The following is a 15,461-nucleotide window of genomic DNA, read 5'->3' on the forward strand; positions in this document are numbered from 1 at the left end:
TCCTACCTCCTAAAGTCTTAGGAAAATAAATATACACAAGCTTTAAAACTATATTTCCACAGGTTCCCTTAGTAAATAAAATATATCCTTCTTAAGCATTTTAAATACCTCATCATAAAGCTTTCTTGCATCAACTGATAAAATACTTCCATCACCTACTAAAGTTTCACTCATAATTTTTTCTTCTAAAAGATGCTTCTTTAACCTTTCAGTTTCTAGCACAACATTTTTGTCTAGATACCTAACATAAAATTTACATTCTGAAAGATATTCATTTTCCCCATCTTTTATCTTTCCCTTAAAAATCTTTAAATATCTATATGGAATACCAAAACTCTGCTCTATATAATGAAGATAGGTACAGGAGTGAAAATCTGCTCCCAAGAACAATAGTTTACCATTACTTTTAAACAATTTATCAAAAATGGAATCCTGTCCGAAGGAATCCAGGGAAATATTTAGAAATTCATTTTTTCTTTCTCCCCATACGCTGCAAGAGAAAATAGGCTGAACAGTTCTTACTGTATCTTCACTTTTTCTAAAAAATTCATTTAGTGCGCCAACTGTACCCTTAGTTTTCTTCACATCAAAAACTTCACCATTACAAAAGCTGTAAGAAAAAGTCGGCATTATAACTACACCTTTTTTTCCAACTACATCCTTAACTGAAGATAGTATATCATTAAAAAATTTCTTTCTATCTGTTAATATAAGCTTTCCAAAAACAGTTATATCACTGTGAAGAAATACTACATCTCCCTCTTTTATTCCTAATTTCTTAAATGCTAGTTTAAAGTCCTCGCTACTTATTTTTTTATTGCTAAATTCATAAAGAAAATTCATAATATATCATACCTTCTAACATTTCTTACTTACAGTCTTTTCAAGATCTTTAAAGGTCTTAATACTTTCAACTTCATCCATTGTAAATTTTATTTTCAATCTATTTTCAAGCTCATTTATAAGCATTAAGTGACTAAAAGAATCCCACTCATCTATAACATCTCTTTCTGTGCTATCTTTAACATCCTCAATATCTATATCTAGCACCTCTGCAAATATTGCTTTTAACTTATCCATATATTTCATCCTTTCATTAAACTATATCTATAAATTCAGGTTTATCAACTTGATTTCCTGCTGTCTTTTCATAAAATTTAGTACCATTTTCTTCTTTTATACACTTAAACCCCATGCTTTCATACAAATCTTTTACAGGAATATTCTTTTTTGTAGGAACATAGCTTGCCCTTATGGTATTAATCCCTTCATTTAAAGCCTTACTCTCAATATAATTCATTATGGCATATTCTATTTTTCTCCCCATTACTCTACAGCTTAAAAGTAGCGTATCAATATCCCATATATTATTTTCTTTCTTTATTATGCCTACCCCGCAAATACCATTGTCTCCAAATTTATCTTTAACTGAAATAGACAAAACTAAACAATTTTCATCCCTCATAAAATTCTCTATATCATTTTCAAAATACCTTTTAGTTGTCAAATTAAATTGGTTTGTTTTTTGAGTTAATTGTGCTACTCTAGAAATATTGAACTCATCATCTATTTTTACCTCTGCACGTATATTCAATGCTTTTAAGTATTCATCTATACTATTAATCTCTTCTTTTAACTCTTCTCTTTTTCTGTTTTGAGCATACATAAGGCCCTTCTTCTTATCTTCATCGGTTAAGTATAAAACGTTGAATTCATCACTTATATCCATAATTGTCTTTAAATATAGCGACGGGTCCGAAGGCATATTTACAACCTTAACCTCACCTTTGAAGCTTTCTCTAACTATTTCACAATTAAGCTTATCATCGTCCATGAAAACCATGCTATCTATACCTATGTTTAGCTTTTTAGCTATTGCTCTCATATTTGATGCCTTATCCTGCCAGTTTATCTCGAAATCTGCAAAATCCTCTTCTCTCAGCACCATATATGGATGTTTTCTTATTACTTCCATGGCATCATCATAGTTATTCTTACTATTAACAGCCAAAATTACTCCCTTTTTAAAAAGTGACTTTATGTATTTTTGGAATTCATAAAAAGGCTTTCCTGACCCCGTTGGACCTAGTTTTATCCCTTCAATGCCATCTTCCCCTACAACTCCACCCCAAAGGGTTCCATCCAAGTCTAAAACCAAACATTTCTTTATAGATGACATAATAGGTTTTACATAATTCATGTATTCACGACAAAGTTCTGGCACATATTTCATATCAAGCTTCATATCTCCGAGATAGTACATCTTATAATCTCTTTCAATCCCTTTACCAATTCTGCTTAAAAATTTATCATAATCAAATATATACACTCTATCAACATTTTTAAATTGGTTTCTTAATTCCAAATTGATAGTTTCAACCATTTCTGAAAAACCAAACTCCTGTTTGTTTTCCAAAATCCCCATAGGAGAATAAAACGGCACTTCAAAATTATGTACAATAACACTGCAATTTAAATTTTTTCTTATAGTATTTATAAGTAATTTAAATTCTTTTAAAATTTTATCCTTTAGTTTTATTCTTTCCTCGCTTCCCATTGTAAAACCTTTAAAGTAATCATCACCAATTGCAGTTTCTAAATCCACTGCAATTATTACTACATCCGGATTTGATTTGTACAAGTCACTACTATAATCTAAAATTTGCTGACTATATTGATTGTATTCACTCATATACGTATGAGCTTTTATACCCATATAAGCACACATAACCCCTAGAGTTTCTTTTACACCTCTAAGGGTAGACCCTGGTAAATATGCAATTTTTATAGTTTTACTATAACTGTCATTTTTAATTTTCCTATACTCTTTAATATATTCTGATGTAGTCATATCTTAACCCCCATTAAAATGTAATTTAAAACTCTTAGAATGCATACTTCATTATTTAATAGCATCTATAAGCTTGCTTGCTATTGTTCCCTTTATCTCTGCACCACTACTGCAATTTATAAATTCAATATCCTTAGATTTCATTATTTTTTGTTCAATCCAACTCTTAAAATACAAAAAACCCTCATTTGTTTCAAGGTATTCTCCATCAACAGATCTTACTTTTTTAATTCCGCTGCTTTGTGAACTTCCATAATTATCGTGATGAGACTTCCCATTTAAGTAAGCTAAATCTTGACCAATGAATATGACTTTTTTAGGCTTCTTAAGTACAGCTATACTTAAAATAGCAGTAGCTACAGATTTCCCTGTTTCCACCACAACATCGTTATTTTCCCTTGCAGCGTTAAAATCATTAAAGAATAGAAATTTCTCTCCACTCCACTCTGAAACCACTCTACTACATGCTGAAGACAAAAAACAAAGAGGTATATTTTTATTTAGAATTGATTGAAGCTGAGTATAGACTATATCTTGAGGATCAATTATACATATCATGTCTGGAATGATATGATTCTTAATTAAAAATTCAGCAGCACTACCTGCACAAAATATTTTTACTCTATCTCTTACTTTCTTTAAACTTTCTATATTATAATCAAGCGATGGCCCTGAAGAAACAAGAACTATGTTTTCACAGCCAAAGCTATAAAAGCTTAAAAAATCCTGCATTTTTTTATGGGTTTTCTTTAAATTCATATCATAGTTATACTCAGCTAATTTTCCATGTTTCTCAATCTCTATTTTAGCAAGCTCATAACCCTTAAGTAACCTTGCCATATGACCAAACTCCTCTGGAAGTACTTTAAGAGAAGGTCTATATATAATAATATTTTTAGCTAGCGAAAGAGATTTTGAAAATTCCTTCAAAAACTCATCACCATAATCAAAAAAACATTTAAGCCTAGGATTTTTAATTAGTTTTTTATACAAACTTTGTTTTTTAGCTTCCTTTATAACTTCTAAATCCGCATCAAAAACGGCAAGCATACTTTCTTCGTTCATGTGCCTAAGCACAGCCTCAATATGATATCCCAAGCCAAAACCATAAATAACAATGTACCTTGAATTTTTAATTAATTCTATATTTTTTATAGCAAAGGTTTCTGCTTCCCTTAAAGGATCATATTTGCTGTGAATGAATACACCGTCTACTTTTATGGTATAATTTTCAGTCTTGGTTTTTACAATTTCAAGTTTTCTTTCCATATACATTTTCCTAATTTAAAAGACTTTTACTTATTACATTCTCATAGTTTTCAATTATAGGGTATACTTCATATTGAAATAAATCACCTACTAATATATAGTCTTCATTTTCCATGGCTTCTATAACCTCTGAAAACTTTTCTGTAAGTTCACTTTCGTCTAATTCTTCCTTTAGCACATCTTTTGTAAGCGCTATAAGATTTATTATCCACTGAAACCCATCTGACGCTTCAGTTATTATTTCTGCCCCCTTTTCATATTCTCCACTTTCATATGATTCGTAAATATCCTTTATTCCCTTTTTTAATTTAGGTATATACTCTAACGCAGTTCTTAAAGCTTCTATTTTTTCGCTCATCTTTATCCTCCTAAAGTTAGCATTTTCTATACATAATATCGTATTTATTTAAATTTTCTTTAATTTAAGAAAACATATTTATGATTCTTTCAAGCTTTTTATACATTTTTCAATTTCAGGGCCAGCTTCCATTATTGATGTTTTAATACCATTATATAACAATATGTTTTTTTTATAAACACGTTTTATCTTTTCTTTTTCAGTTTCATTATACTTTTGCTTATATTCTTTATTCATACTCGATTCGTATATATTAGGGAGAATTAAATTCCTCATAAACTCCATTTCTCCAATGCTACTGTTTATAAGCTTATCAGTTTTGCTAAGCTTTCTATTTATGTTGTCTATTATAGTTTTATTCCACCTATTCTCTTTCTCTAAAAATTCACTGCATAAATCAATTGATGCTTCTATTTCTTTTTTTACTTTATTCATTATTTTTTTAGCATCCATTAACTTACATACTACTTGTTCTCTACTCACATATTTCCCTATATTTTCACCCAAAGTATAATCTTTTTTCTTATTTAAACAAAATTTTTTAAGAACTTCCTTAAGAGGAATTATTTTTGTACCTTTTATATTGGCTCCTCCCTCAGTTGAATTTATAAAATTATTTTCTTTAAATAGCTGTGTCATTTCTTCAAGTTTAATTCTATAAAAATTCAAAACAGAATCTGACTTTATAATATCTCCGTTTATATCCTCAACATATACTATCTTTTTATCTCCTTCTACATTTGTATCACCTGCTGAATCAGCATGAGCTTTGTCATTAGTATAGGCAAGATCCTGACCTATAAAAATAATTGGATCACCACCAATATATACTCCAAGACCGGCGCAAACATGAGCAACAGAACCACCTTCGAATATGTTATCAACATCATAGTTTAAAAATTCCTTTTGTAACCCAAGCATTCCTATATCATTAAAAAATATTTTTTCTCCCTTATAGTCTCTAAGTATTTCATAATAAGTATACTCGCAAAACAAAAGAGGTGCTGTACAATCAAAGGTTCCCCTCATAACATCATAGGCTGGTACATCTGGATCTACAACACATACATAATCAGGTTTTATATCTAAATCTAAAAGAGTTTTTAAAGTTCTTCCTCCTGTTATAATTATACATTTATCCTGACAATCTTTTAAAAAACGAATATTTTTTTCAAGAGATGGTCCTGCGGAAACTACCACCACAGGCATATCTTTATTGTAGTTACTTTTTAGCTTATTTACAGCAACACTGTCTAATATATATTTTAAATTTCCCATAAATGATTTATAAAAATGTTGTGAATGAACCATAAGCGTATTTACTTCAATCAATGCATTTCTCAAAAAAGTTGTATAAACTTTTAAGGTCTCAAGAGCTTCATTTTCATAGACTCTTTTGTAATTTGCATAAAAAGCAAAATTAGTATTATTAACTTCCTCTTTCGGAATAAGTAATTGAAATAAAGCTTTTATATCGTTTGCACTAAAATTACTTAAAATGACTCTATCACTTTGAAGTACTTCTAAATTTACTTTATTTTTAACAAGAGTATTTATAACTTTATTATCCTGTTCAATTACAACTATAATATTGTTTTCTGTTATTTTAAGAAGTTCCTTTATATGTTCTCCTGCTCCAAGTCCAAAGCATACAAAAATGCTTTCCTTATTATAGTCTCCCATTTCATTTAAAAACTTATCTATATCTTTTTTTACATTGTACTTACTTCCTAAATATATATTTTTTTTATTTTTTTCAACCTTTATAATATTTTTATTATCCGTACTTTTTTCTATACAGTACTGCTCTTCTTTATTATCTAAACTATTTAAAGTAATTTGTGTTATATTATTCATTTTCCACTCACCTTATATATTTTTTATATTAGTATTAGTATATTTATCGAAAAGGCCCTAAATTTCTTTAAAAAAATAAAAGGATGCATTATGCATCCTTTTATTAAATAGACTATCTTAATAACTGAAGAACGTTGTTTGGTGTTTGGTTTGCTTGTGAAAGCATTGCTTGTGCAGCCTGAACTAACACGTTGCTCTTAGTGTAGTTCATCATTTCACTAGCCATATCAACGTCTCTGATTCTTGATTCAGCTGATTGTAAGTTTTCTGAATCTGTGTTTAAGTTATTGATTGTGTGCTCAAGTCTGTTCTGAACAGAACCTAATTTAGCTCTTTCACTTGAAACTGTATCTATTGCTTTTTGAACTGAAGTAATAGCAGCTTGTGCTCCTGTTTGTGTTGATATTGAAGCAGATGTTGTATTAACTCCTAATGAAGTTGCGCTCATGTTGTTTATTGAAAGAGATATAGTCTGTCCACTATTAGCTCCTATCTGGAATGTCATTTGTGCAGTTCCAGTAAGACTTCCATCTAATAATTTCTTAGTGTTGAACTCTGATTGAACAGCTATTCTTGTAACTTCACTTTGAAGTTGTTTGAACTCTAATTCAAGGTTAGCTCTATCAGTACTTGTGTTAGTACCAGTTGCTGATTGAACTGCAAGCTCTCTCATTCTCTGAAGTATAGCTTGGCTTTCATTTAAGTTTCCTTCAGCAGTTTGAACTAAAGATATACCGTCTTGAGCATTTCTTGTAGATTGGTTAAGACCATTTATCTGAGCTCTCATCTTTTCTGATATTGCAAGTCCTGCTGCGTCATCACCAGCTTTGTTTATTCTGTAACCTGATGATAATTTCTCGATAGAGTTTGCTGCCTCACCATTGTTGATGTTCATTTGTCTTAATGCATTCATTGCATTTAAATTGTGATTGATAACCATAATAAAATTCCTCCCTGATTTTTAATTAGGCATCCTTGCCTTTATTTTTTTATTAAAGTTTAATTAACTTACAAGAAATATATCGGAGCATTTCTTTATCACTTTATATATTTCTTTATTTTTTTTTATATTTTTTTACTTACATAAAATGGTCCTACGCTGAATTTCTTTCCATAAGTACTTCTTGCGCTTTTGCCTCCACGTAATTCCACTATTGATTTCTCGACTTCAGTCTTTTTTAAACTTATAGCGTGTTCTAACTTTTTTTCCTCATCAGATAGTTTTAAGCTCTCAAAAGTATTTCTAATCTCTTTTGAATCATAATTCTCTTTTTTAATCTCTTCTATTATATTTCCTCTTCTGTTAAAAAAATCACTGATATCTTCATCATACTCTTCTTTGTATATTTTATCAGATAATTTTATAGTTAAATCCCTGTACTCCATTAAAAGTTCAGTTAAACTTTTCATAATTTCACTACCTCTAATATATTATTTTTAAAAAATAACCAATTAGCTTAAATTATATACTACAGTTTTGATAATTGAGATTGAAGAGATTGCTGCTGACTTTGTGCTTGTGCTAAATAACTTTCAAGCTTTGAATACTGCAGATAAAACTGTTCTTGTTTATCTGATAATGTAGAATCATAATCATTTATAGCTTGAAGCTTATCTTTTATTTGCTTAGTTAAAGTACTTGTAGTATCTGTACTTGTAGATGATCCTGCAAGCTGAACTAAAGTTCCTGGCGGAAAAGTATTTACTCTAGTATAGTCCTGCATAATATCGTTTATTCTCTGAAAAATTCCTTCTTGAGAATATCTTGTTTGTCTTCTAGCCATAGTTTTTGCTATATCAGCAGAGCTTTGATTAATATCATTATTTTTGATATATAAAGACTCATCTTTAGATTGCTTTGCAAATATATTATATATACTGCTCCCATACTTCTTTATAGCAGTTTTTAACGTAGCCGGATCATATTTCATTTGTCCAGCCTTGTTTACAGCATCTCCAACACCACTATAAGAACTTATTCCTAAATCAGTTAAGGTAAAACCTGCCCCATCAACACCAGTATAAAAAGCCTTTCTAAACTCTGTAACCATGCTCTGCAAATATGAATCATTTGCAAGTATACCTTGTTTAGCCTGTGTCTCCCATTTAGTCACCTCATCATCGGTCATTGCTTTTTTCTGAGCATCTGTAAGCGGCTTATAGCTGTACGTTTTAGTTTCATTTATTTTATCATTGATCTGCTGTACATAAGCATTATACTTGTCAATAAAGCCCGTTATTTTATTGTATATCTTGTCCACATTAAGAGTCATTTGTATATTAGCTTTGTGCGGTGTATATACAGAACCTGACTCAGCTAAATTTATTTTACTTATATCATACTCAACACCATCTACTGAAAAATCATTATTCATTGATTCTACAGTACCCTTTGATCCATTAGGCTCTGTTATAGTAACATTAGCATTAACACCATCTATCATATTAATACCTGTTACATTACTTAATGTTTTAGTTTTACTATTCCCATCTATAGCTGTAACACTAGCTGCTGTACTAGTATTTGTTCCACTTAATCCAAATATATTTTTAAAAAAATTATTTCCACTAGCATTATAATCTACTGCACCAAGAGCACCTTTTCCTCCGCTTATACCTCCTACACCAACAACAGTATCTGCTGGAGCGCTACTATCTACAGTAGCTCCTGATGTTACCTTTCCTGTTGTACCTGATTGAAAGATATTTCCACCAATACTGCTATTTGCACTTATATGATATTGACCGTCAAGCGTACTGCTAGTTACAGTAAGATTAAAATAACTTGCTACACTTTTAAGCGTATCATCTACTGACATATTTCCCAATTTAAAATCTTGAGTTTTACCATTAAAAACAACAGTTAATGTATCATTTCCTCCATTAGCAGCAACCGCGGAACCTGAATCACTAAGAGTATAAGTTTTTCCACCTGCGTCAGTTACAGTTTGTCCTGTAAGCGTATTAGCATTTCTAGCAGTAGTGCCAACTCTATTTACCGTAACTGAATAATTTCCTTCAGCAGTTCCTTCATGTCCTTTTGCAATTACTCCAGTATCCTTGCTTGCATCACTTGTTGTATTTGTATTGTCATCACTTATTCCTGTATAATCAGCATAAGCATTGGGTGTTAACATATAGTTGTCTTGATTTAACTGATCAAAGTATGTGCTTGAGAGTGTAGCAGAACTTGTTGTAACTGCTCTATACGCATCTCTTTTCCACTCTAGATAAGTTTCATCCTGCTTCATGGTGTCTCTCTTCATCTCATAAGGCTGCATAAGCTTACTTACTATACTGTCAACATCCAATCCTGATGCCAATCCAGTCATTCTCATTGGTGAATTATAAGCGGATGTACTGCCTGTACCACTTGTACTACTCATAATATTCCTCCCTACAAACTACCTTTTAGATAACTTATATGCCTCATACCACATGTCCCTAACTTCTATAATAAGTGGCATAGTTTCATCTAAAATATTAATATCCTTTTTTAAATTTGCTTTAACAAGCTGAGAACTTATAAAACTATATAGTTTAAATAAATCCTCACCCCAATCTCCTGCTTTTGACAAGTCTAAACATGCCATTAATTCTGTAAAGATATCTTCCACTCTTATAAGATACTCATGAGTTTTTTTAATATCTTTAGCTTCCATTGAATTTCTTGCTATTTTAGCGAATTTTACAGCGCCATCTACAAGCATTAACAATAGCTGCTCTTTAGAAGCATAAGTTACACTGTTATTTTTATATGTCTTATATGCATTGCTACCATACATAATAGAACCCCCTATTCTTTCACATCTAGAAATTTTCCAAGTGTTTGTGTTTCATCATCTCTTACAGCTTCTACTTCTATTTTTTTTTCTTTCACAGCTTTTACCAAAATCTTTTTATCATTCTTAGAAAACTTATAATTGCCTTTTTCCTTATTCTTTTGATTTTCGGGATTAACTTTAAACTCCTGCTTCGTTTTATCGTGTACCTTACCTTCTTTGGTTATTTCGTTTACCCTTTTTCGAACTTCTGGTTCTATTTTATTTAAACGAAACTCCATTTTTTTACCTCCTTAAACTTTCTTATCTAACAAAACACCATCTGCTTGACAAAGTTTTGCTACCATATCAAGAATTTTTTCAGGAGGTATTTCTTCCACTACCTTTTTAGTATCATTATCAACAATTTTTATTATTAAATCACCAAAGACTTTGTGTACCGAATACTCCACATGAGTATTATCCTTCTTAAGGAGCTTATCAATGTCTTTCCCTGTATTCTTAGTTTCTTTTTCATTCTTAATTTCAATATTCTCTACATTTTTTACTGCATCTATTTCTATTTTTTGAGTCTTAATATTTTTACTATCCACAGGTGTATTTTCTAGCGACTGTCCTCCTTGACATACTAAATTAATATCCATATTATTTTACACCTCGTTTTATACTTATTTCTTTAGAGTTAATTCCTTTAAAACTTCACTACTCTTAATAACGGCTTCTTTATTCTCTTCTTTAATCTTATTGTATAATTCTTTTCTGAGAATAGTTACTTCTCTAGGTGCATTAATAGCTATTTTAACAGAATTTTCATCTAAACTCACAATAGTTATTTCTATATCATCACCTATTAAAATAGATTCGCCTTTTTTTCTTCCCATAACTAACATTTAAGTCACTCCTTTATATACCTAGTATACAAAAATTTTAGCTATGTATCATAGGATATTTTATCATTTTTTCATCATCGCTTATAATTATTTGTTTCCCTAAATGTTTATTTATATTTATAATTATAGGAGCACCTAAATTAGTCGTCATTTTCTTTATATCTTTAGAAAGATTTACTGTATTTATAATAAGAACATCCTTCTCACTATCTATCTTAAGTTCCTTAACAAGTTCTTCGCTTAGATTAACTTCATAGTCTGCCTTAACATAAAAAGGTGACGATACTATAAAAGCAGTTTCCTTGTCTTCCATAGAATGAAACAAACTGAATACCTCGTTATTCTCAATCCCAACTAATATAAATTTTTTTAAATTTTCAAATCCAGACATTCCCTTTACAAGATTTATTATATTGTTTTCGTTATATTCTATAATTCCATGGTATTGAGTCTCAAGTTTCATATGTTAACCTCCGAATTTATGACATGTAATCCATAAGTGTTGGTTGAATTATTTTTGCACTTGTCTGAAGTGATGCAAGATAAACTGTTTGAAGTGCTGCATAGTTCATTGTAGATTCAGTAATATCTGTATCCTCAGTATTGGATAATATTAATGTCATGTTATAGTTATTTTCTTGATTATTTTTTTGTGCACTATCCATTCTGTTTTGGCTAGCACCAACTGTAGAACGTATAGCAAGTATATTTTCAAGCAGTGCATCTACTGCCTCAGCATCCTTTGTATTTAAATTTGATACTCCCGAATTACTGCTTAAATCTGTTACTATATCTGAAAATACCTGCCTTAAATCATAGCTTTTTTCAATACCACTAGCTGATACTCCCTTATAATTCATTATTTCGGTAGCATTTACACTGTACTGTGTTAAAACACCTTGTGATATCTCAACAGAAAGATCTTTACTTATCTGATTGATTTTATCTACTCCTATATATTGATTTTTAAAGCTACTTAATGCTGTAATATTTGTTCCACTTGTTATGGTTATATCTTTGTCACTAAGTGCTGTTACCCTTATATAGGTTTGATTTCCTTTAACATAAGATATTGCTGAAATCTTTCCTTTTAAACTTGAACTAGAAGCAATTTTAGAATTTATTCCATCAAGTATATTTTGTATTGAATCTCCGTTATTTATTTGAAGCTGAACTGTGGATCCACTTCCAAGCCTAATGTCTAAATCTCCACAGCCACTTGCTAAAGATGCTACATTACTTGCTCCAGATGCTACTGGCAAATCAATACTTTGGTTACTGTACATCAAATACTTATTTCCTGATGCACTATTTATAATATCGAGAGGTTTTTCATTTCCTCTAGTTCCTCCAAATAAATATTGCCCACTAAAGCTAGAATTTATTACATTTGAAAATTCGGAAATTCTTTGATTAAGTTCTGCTTTTATAGAATCCCTCTGATCTTGAGTGTATCCTCCATTTCCAGCAGAAATTAAAAGTTCTTTAATCCTTTGAACTATATTACCCGCTTGATTCAAAGCTGTATCTGTTTGATTTAGCCAGTATATAGTATTGTTAATATTGGTATTATATTGACTATTTATACTTATATCCGTATTAAGCTGCATAGATTTTGTAGCTACATATGGATTATCTGATGGCTTTCTGATCTTTTTTCCTGATGTAAGCTGACTTTGAATATCTCTCATATTTTGAAGATTAGTATTCATATCAGTCAAAAAAGTATCTGTAAGCATTCTATTTGTTATTCTCATTTATATACCACCCTTTACCTCTTAAGATTATTTACAACAACATCTAAAAGCTGGTCAACTGTTGAAATTATCTTAGCACTTGCTTGATACCCATGGGAATACTGTATTAAGTTTGTCATTTCTTCATCCAGTGAAACACCAGATGTAGCTTCTCTTGTTTGTTTTATTTGACTTAATACATTATTAGAACCTTTAACACCTTCGCTTGCACTCTGATTATCTATTCCAAGAGTATTTACAAAGCTTTTTAAGTAATCGTCAACTGTAACACCATCTGGGTCACTTTTAATTGTATTAACCCCAGTATCTGTATCCTTAACAAGAGTCTTTGCGAAATCACTTCTAGTATAGTTATCAGGATTTACATCTTGAATTTTAAAAGCAACCTTTTGAAGCTTTGCAAGTGCAATGGCTCTATCCTGATCCGTGCTACCATTTACTGCATTTTCACTTGGAAGTCCATATTGATCATCATTTGCTCTTACCTTCAATGAAGGATTAGTTCCTAAAAGATCAGGATTTATAGATATATTTCCCGCCGTTATATAATCCTCCCAGTTCTTACCTGAATTTGTTGTATCATTGAAATACTTACTTGGTTTAAAAGTAGTATTTGAAGCATCTTTAGTAAAGTCTGAGTTCACAAATATAGGCAGCTCATCTAAACTTGGAGTTGAATGTACCCCATCTGAAGCTAGTTGAGATTGAGTAGGATTAACCATACCACTACTTACAGTATTTATGGCAAGTGCAATTGTTTTAGCAACTCTATTCATTTGATCTATATATCCATTTATCTTGTCCTGAACTGTTTGTTCACCATTTATATCTCCACCAACAGGCTTAAATAAACTTAAGTCACTAAAATTATATGAAGAAGCAGTACCATCCAATTTTGTCTTACCATCTGCACTTGATAGGGCAATTCCATTCTTATCAGTCATAAGTACTCTAGCTTGTTCAATCTCTTTAGCTTGAGATTCTGTCATATTAATATTCAGCTTAATTCTATTATCGCTGGAAGCCTTATTGCCAAGTTTATAATAATCTACTTCATAACTGTATATTTCTTCTCCTGCTCCGTTTTTACTTCCTGTATCTGTTCCCTTTACCACAGCATCTATATAAGAAAATCTATTAACATTGTCATTTCCAACAGATTTAACAAGTGTAGGATTTACATTTCCCACCTTATCAAGAACAGAAACATCCTCTCCATCAAAATCCGGACTGCTGTCTACATTTATGCCAAACTTCTCACTAAGTTGATCTAATAATAAGTCTCTGCTATCTTCTAAATCATTTGGTTCTTTACCAGCTTGTTTTACTGTTATTATTTGCTGATTTAAGGAATCTATTTTATCTAGCATACTATTTACGGAGATGATATCATCATTTATACCTAGTTGAACATCTCCCTTTAACTTAGTAAGTTGAGTATATATGTTATTTAACTGGTTAGTCATAGTCTGTGCATTACTTATAATACTCTTTATACTAGTTGGAGTAGCCGAACTAGCATTGGTATAGTTTTGAATTGCTGAAAAGAAAGTTGTTATAGATGCAGAAATCCCCGCACTTGAGGATTCATCAAACATACTTTCTACCTCACTCAAATAATTATTTGTAGTCTTAAATGTTCCATTTCTAGTTGTCAAATCTCTTATTTGATAATCTAAAAAACTATCCCTTACTCTTTGAACTGAATACACTTCTGCTCCAGTACCAAATAGCCCTGGTCCTGCCGCACTGTTAAGGCTTGGCATCCCATATGGTGATCTTGTTTGTATGTCAACCCTCTGTCTTGAGTATCCATCTGTTGATGCATTAGAAATATTATGTCCTGTAACATCTATCGCTTGTTGATTTACTGTAAGTCCACTAACGCCTATATTCAAAGTTCCGAATAATCCTGGCATAATTCCACCTCATTTTACTTAGTTTTACCATAACAATTATATGTTTTGGCTGCGCCATTAGGATTAATGGCATTTAATACTTTTGTTGTAAAAATAAGTCCCTGCTTAATTAATAGCTCATTAGAATCCTTTTGAAACTTTATTCTCTCAAGTAAACCTCTCATATCTAAATATAACTTATTTAAGGATTGATCATTTTGTTCCTTAAGCAGTTCTTTCATTGTCTTATTTTCTACCAATTTTAGTCTGCTCATTTCACTTGTAGCTACTTCTTTATTTATCTTTTCTATTTCCGTAACCATTTTGTCAAGTCCAAAAACATCCTTTTTAATGAGAAGCTGCTGTTGAATCAAAAGTGAATCAAGTAATTTTTCAAGAGAATGAAACTCATCACTCATAACTTTCTTTAATTCTTCTTTCATAACTAAACTTCTCTCCCTTTAATATAATCTAATATTTTTTTTGCAAGTGAATTGGCATCTACCTTATAGTTTCCTTCTGTAATTTCTTTTTTTATCTCTTCTACCCTTTTTGTACCAGCTTTTTTTATAGATTCATTTTCGGAAAAAGTACTGAGGTATCTGCCTGTATCAGATATTTCAATAACGTCTTTATCTTTAGGAGCACTATTTTTTCTGTCATTGACGCTGCTATTGAATTTATATAGCTCAATCTTGTTTCCTGCACCTATATTATTTATTTTCATAATTTTACACTCCTTAAAAGCTAGTAACTTAATTTAAAGTTTTAAAGCTATGTTATTATCTATAGTTTATTA

At 30.7% G+C, this 15,461-nt stretch carries 18 protein-coding genes; all 18 read right to left on the reverse strand.

Annotation, left to right across the window (positions count from 1 at the left end; genetic code table 11):
- Positions 1–48: 48 nt before the first annotated feature.
- On the reverse strand, positions 49–843 hold the full coding sequence (locus CA_RS11295; RefSeq protein ID WP_010965495.1) for an AAC(3) family N-acetyltransferase: 795 nt from the start codon (positions 841–843) through the stop codon (positions 49–51).
- Between the two features lie 15 nt (positions 844–858).
- Entirely contained in the window at positions 859–1,080 is a 222-nt protein-coding gene (locus CA_RS11300; protein WP_010965496.1) for an acyl carrier protein, read from the reverse strand.
- Between the two features lie 16 nt (positions 1,081–1,096).
- A complete protein-coding gene (locus tag CA_RS11305; protein ID WP_010965497.1) occupies positions 1,097–2,851 on the reverse strand; it encodes an HAD-IIIC family phosphatase in 1,755 nt (584 codons plus the stop codon).
- A gap of 51 nt (positions 2,852–2,902) precedes the next feature.
- Entirely contained in the window at positions 2,903–4,120 is a 1,218-nt protein-coding gene (locus tag CA_RS11310; RefSeq protein WP_010965498.1) for a motility associated factor glycosyltransferase family protein, read from the reverse strand.
- A 10-nt stretch (positions 4,121–4,130) separates the two neighbouring features.
- Positions 4,131–4,478, reverse strand: coding sequence for a hypothetical protein (locus CA_RS11315; RefSeq protein WP_010965499.1), 348 nt, complete (start codon positions 4,476–4,478; stop codon positions 4,131–4,133).
- A 78-nt stretch (positions 4,479–4,556) separates the two neighbouring features.
- The gene (locus tag CA_RS11320; protein ID WP_010965500.1) at positions 4,557–6,335 is read right to left on the reverse strand and encodes a motility associated factor glycosyltransferase family protein; all 1,779 of its coding nucleotides are present in this window, start codon (positions 6,333–6,335) and stop codon (positions 4,557–4,559) included.
- A 112-nt stretch (positions 6,336–6,447) separates the two neighbouring features.
- Positions 6,448–7,275, reverse strand: coding sequence for a flagellin (locus tag CA_RS11325; RefSeq protein WP_010965501.1), 828 nt, complete (start codon positions 7,273–7,275; stop codon positions 6,448–6,450).
- Positions 7,276–7,400: 125 nt separating this feature from the next.
- Positions 7,401–7,745 carry a hypothetical protein gene (locus tag CA_RS11330; protein WP_010965502.1) on the reverse strand — a complete coding sequence of 115 codons (345 nt, stop codon included), beginning with the start codon at positions 7,743–7,745 and terminating at the stop codon, positions 7,401–7,403.
- Positions 7,746–7,804: 59 nt separating this feature from the next.
- Complete coding sequence (gene fliD / locus CA_RS11335) at positions 7,805–9,721, reverse strand: flagellar filament capping protein FliD (RefSeq protein WP_010965503.1); 1,917 nt, start codon at positions 9,719–9,721, stop codon at positions 7,805–7,807.
- Between the two features lie 18 nt (positions 9,722–9,739).
- Positions 9,740–10,120, reverse strand: coding sequence for a flagellar export chaperone FliS (gene fliS / locus CA_RS11340; RefSeq protein ID WP_010965504.1), 381 nt, complete (start codon positions 10,118–10,120; stop codon positions 9,740–9,742).
- An 11-nt stretch (positions 10,121–10,131) separates the two neighbouring features.
- Complete coding sequence (locus CA_RS11345; RefSeq protein ID WP_010965505.1) at positions 10,132–10,398, reverse strand: hypothetical protein; 267 nt, start codon at positions 10,396–10,398, stop codon at positions 10,132–10,134.
- A gap of 12 nt (positions 10,399–10,410) precedes the next feature.
- Positions 10,411–10,761, reverse strand: coding sequence for a flagellar protein FlaG (locus CA_RS11350; protein WP_010965506.1), 351 nt, complete (start codon positions 10,759–10,761; stop codon positions 10,411–10,413).
- A 24-nt stretch (positions 10,762–10,785) separates the two neighbouring features.
- A complete protein-coding gene (gene csrA, locus CA_RS11355) occupies positions 10,786–11,007 on the reverse strand; it encodes a carbon storage regulator CsrA (RefSeq protein WP_010965507.1) in 222 nt (73 codons plus the stop codon).
- A gap of 37 nt (positions 11,008–11,044) precedes the next feature.
- On the reverse strand, positions 11,045–11,470 hold the full coding sequence (fliW, locus tag CA_RS11360) for a flagellar assembly protein FliW (RefSeq protein ID WP_010965508.1): 426 nt from the start codon (positions 11,468–11,470) through the stop codon (positions 11,045–11,047).
- Positions 11,471–11,486: 16 nt separating this feature from the next.
- On the reverse strand, positions 11,487–12,764 hold the full coding sequence (gene flgL, locus CA_RS11365; RefSeq protein WP_010965509.1) for a flagellar hook-associated protein FlgL: 1,278 nt from the start codon (positions 12,762–12,764) through the stop codon (positions 11,487–11,489).
- A gap of 14 nt (positions 12,765–12,778) precedes the next feature.
- The gene (gene flgK, locus CA_RS11370; RefSeq protein WP_010965510.1) at positions 12,779–14,683 is read right to left on the reverse strand and encodes a flagellar hook-associated protein FlgK; all 1,905 of its coding nucleotides are present in this window, start codon (positions 14,681–14,683) and stop codon (positions 12,779–12,781) included.
- Positions 14,684–14,697: 14 nt separating this feature from the next.
- Positions 14,698–15,105: a flagellar protein FlgN gene (locus CA_RS11375; protein ID WP_010965511.1), complete on the reverse strand. Its 408-nt coding sequence runs from the start codon at positions 15,103–15,105 to the stop codon at positions 14,698–14,700.
- A gap of 2 nt (positions 15,106–15,107) precedes the next feature.
- Positions 15,108–15,389 carry a flagellar biosynthesis anti-sigma factor FlgM gene (gene flgM / locus CA_RS11380; RefSeq protein ID WP_010965512.1) on the reverse strand — a complete coding sequence of 94 codons (282 nt, stop codon included), beginning with the start codon at positions 15,387–15,389 and terminating at the stop codon, positions 15,108–15,110.
- Positions 15,390–15,461: the final 72 nt, after the last annotated feature.

This window comes from Clostridium acetobutylicum ATCC 824 (assembly GCF_000008765.1).
GTDB lineage: Bacteria > Bacillota > Clostridia > Clostridiales > Clostridiaceae > Clostridium_S > Clostridium_S acetobutylicum.

Bases quoted from the DNA above. Each gene is read 5' to 3' on its own strand.
- CA_RS11295 (WP_010965495.1), bottom strand. From the start codon at position 843: ATGAATTTTCTTTATGAATTTAGCAATAAAAAAATAAGTAGCGAGGAC.
- CA_RS11300 (WP_010965496.1), bottom strand. From the start codon at position 1,080: ATGGATAAGTTAAAAGCAATATTTGCAGAGGTGCTAGATATAGATATT.
- CA_RS11305 (WP_010965497.1), bottom strand. From the start codon at position 2,851: ATGACTACATCAGAATATATTAAAGAGTATAGGAAAATTAAAAATGAC.
- CA_RS11310 (WP_010965498.1), bottom strand. From the start codon at position 4,120: ATGGAAAGAAAACTTGAAATTGTAAAAACCAAGACTGAAAATTATACC.
- CA_RS11315 (WP_010965499.1), bottom strand. From the start codon at position 4,478: ATGAGCGAAAAAATAGAAGCTTTAAGAACTGCGTTAGAGTATATACCT.
- CA_RS11320 (WP_010965500.1), bottom strand. From the start codon at position 6,335: ATGAATAATATAACACAAATTACTTTAAATAGTTTAGATAATAAAGAA.
- CA_RS11325 (WP_010965501.1), bottom strand. From the start codon at position 7,275: ATGGTTATCAATCACAATTTAAATGCAATGAATGCATTAAGACAAATG.
- CA_RS11330 (WP_010965502.1), bottom strand. From the start codon at position 7,745: ATGAAAAGTTTAACTGAACTTTTAATGGAGTACAGGGATTTAACTATA.
- fliD (WP_010965503.1), bottom strand. From the start codon at position 9,721: ATGAGTAGTACAAGTGGTACAGGCAGTACATCCGCTTATAATTCACCA.
- fliS (WP_010965504.1), bottom strand. From the start codon at position 10,120: ATGTATGGTAGCAATGCATATAAGACATATAAAAATAACAGTGTAACT.
- CA_RS11345 (WP_010965505.1), bottom strand. From the start codon at position 10,398: ATGGAGTTTCGTTTAAATAAAATAGAACCAGAAGTTCGAAAAAGGGTA.
- CA_RS11350 (WP_010965506.1), bottom strand. From the start codon at position 10,761: ATGGATATTAATTTAGTATGTCAAGGAGGACAGTCGCTAGAAAATACA.
- csrA (WP_010965507.1), bottom strand. From the start codon at position 11,007: ATGTTAGTTATGGGAAGAAAAAAAGGCGAATCTATTTTAATAGGTGAT.
- fliW (WP_010965508.1), bottom strand. From the start codon at position 11,470: ATGAAACTTGAGACTCAATACCATGGAATTATAGAATATAACGAAAAC.
- flgL (WP_010965509.1), bottom strand. From the start codon at position 12,764: ATGAGAATAACAAATAGAATGCTTACAGATACTTTTTTGACTGATATG.
- flgK (WP_010965510.1), bottom strand. From the start codon at position 14,683: ATGCCAGGATTATTCGGAACTTTGAATATAGGCGTTAGTGGACTTACA.
- CA_RS11375 (WP_010965511.1), bottom strand. From the start codon at position 15,105: ATGAAAGAAGAATTAAAGAAAGTTATGAGTGATGAGTTTCATTCTCTT.
- flgM (WP_010965512.1), bottom strand. From the start codon at position 15,389: ATGAAAATAAATAATATAGGTGCAGGAAACAAGATTGAGCTATATAAA.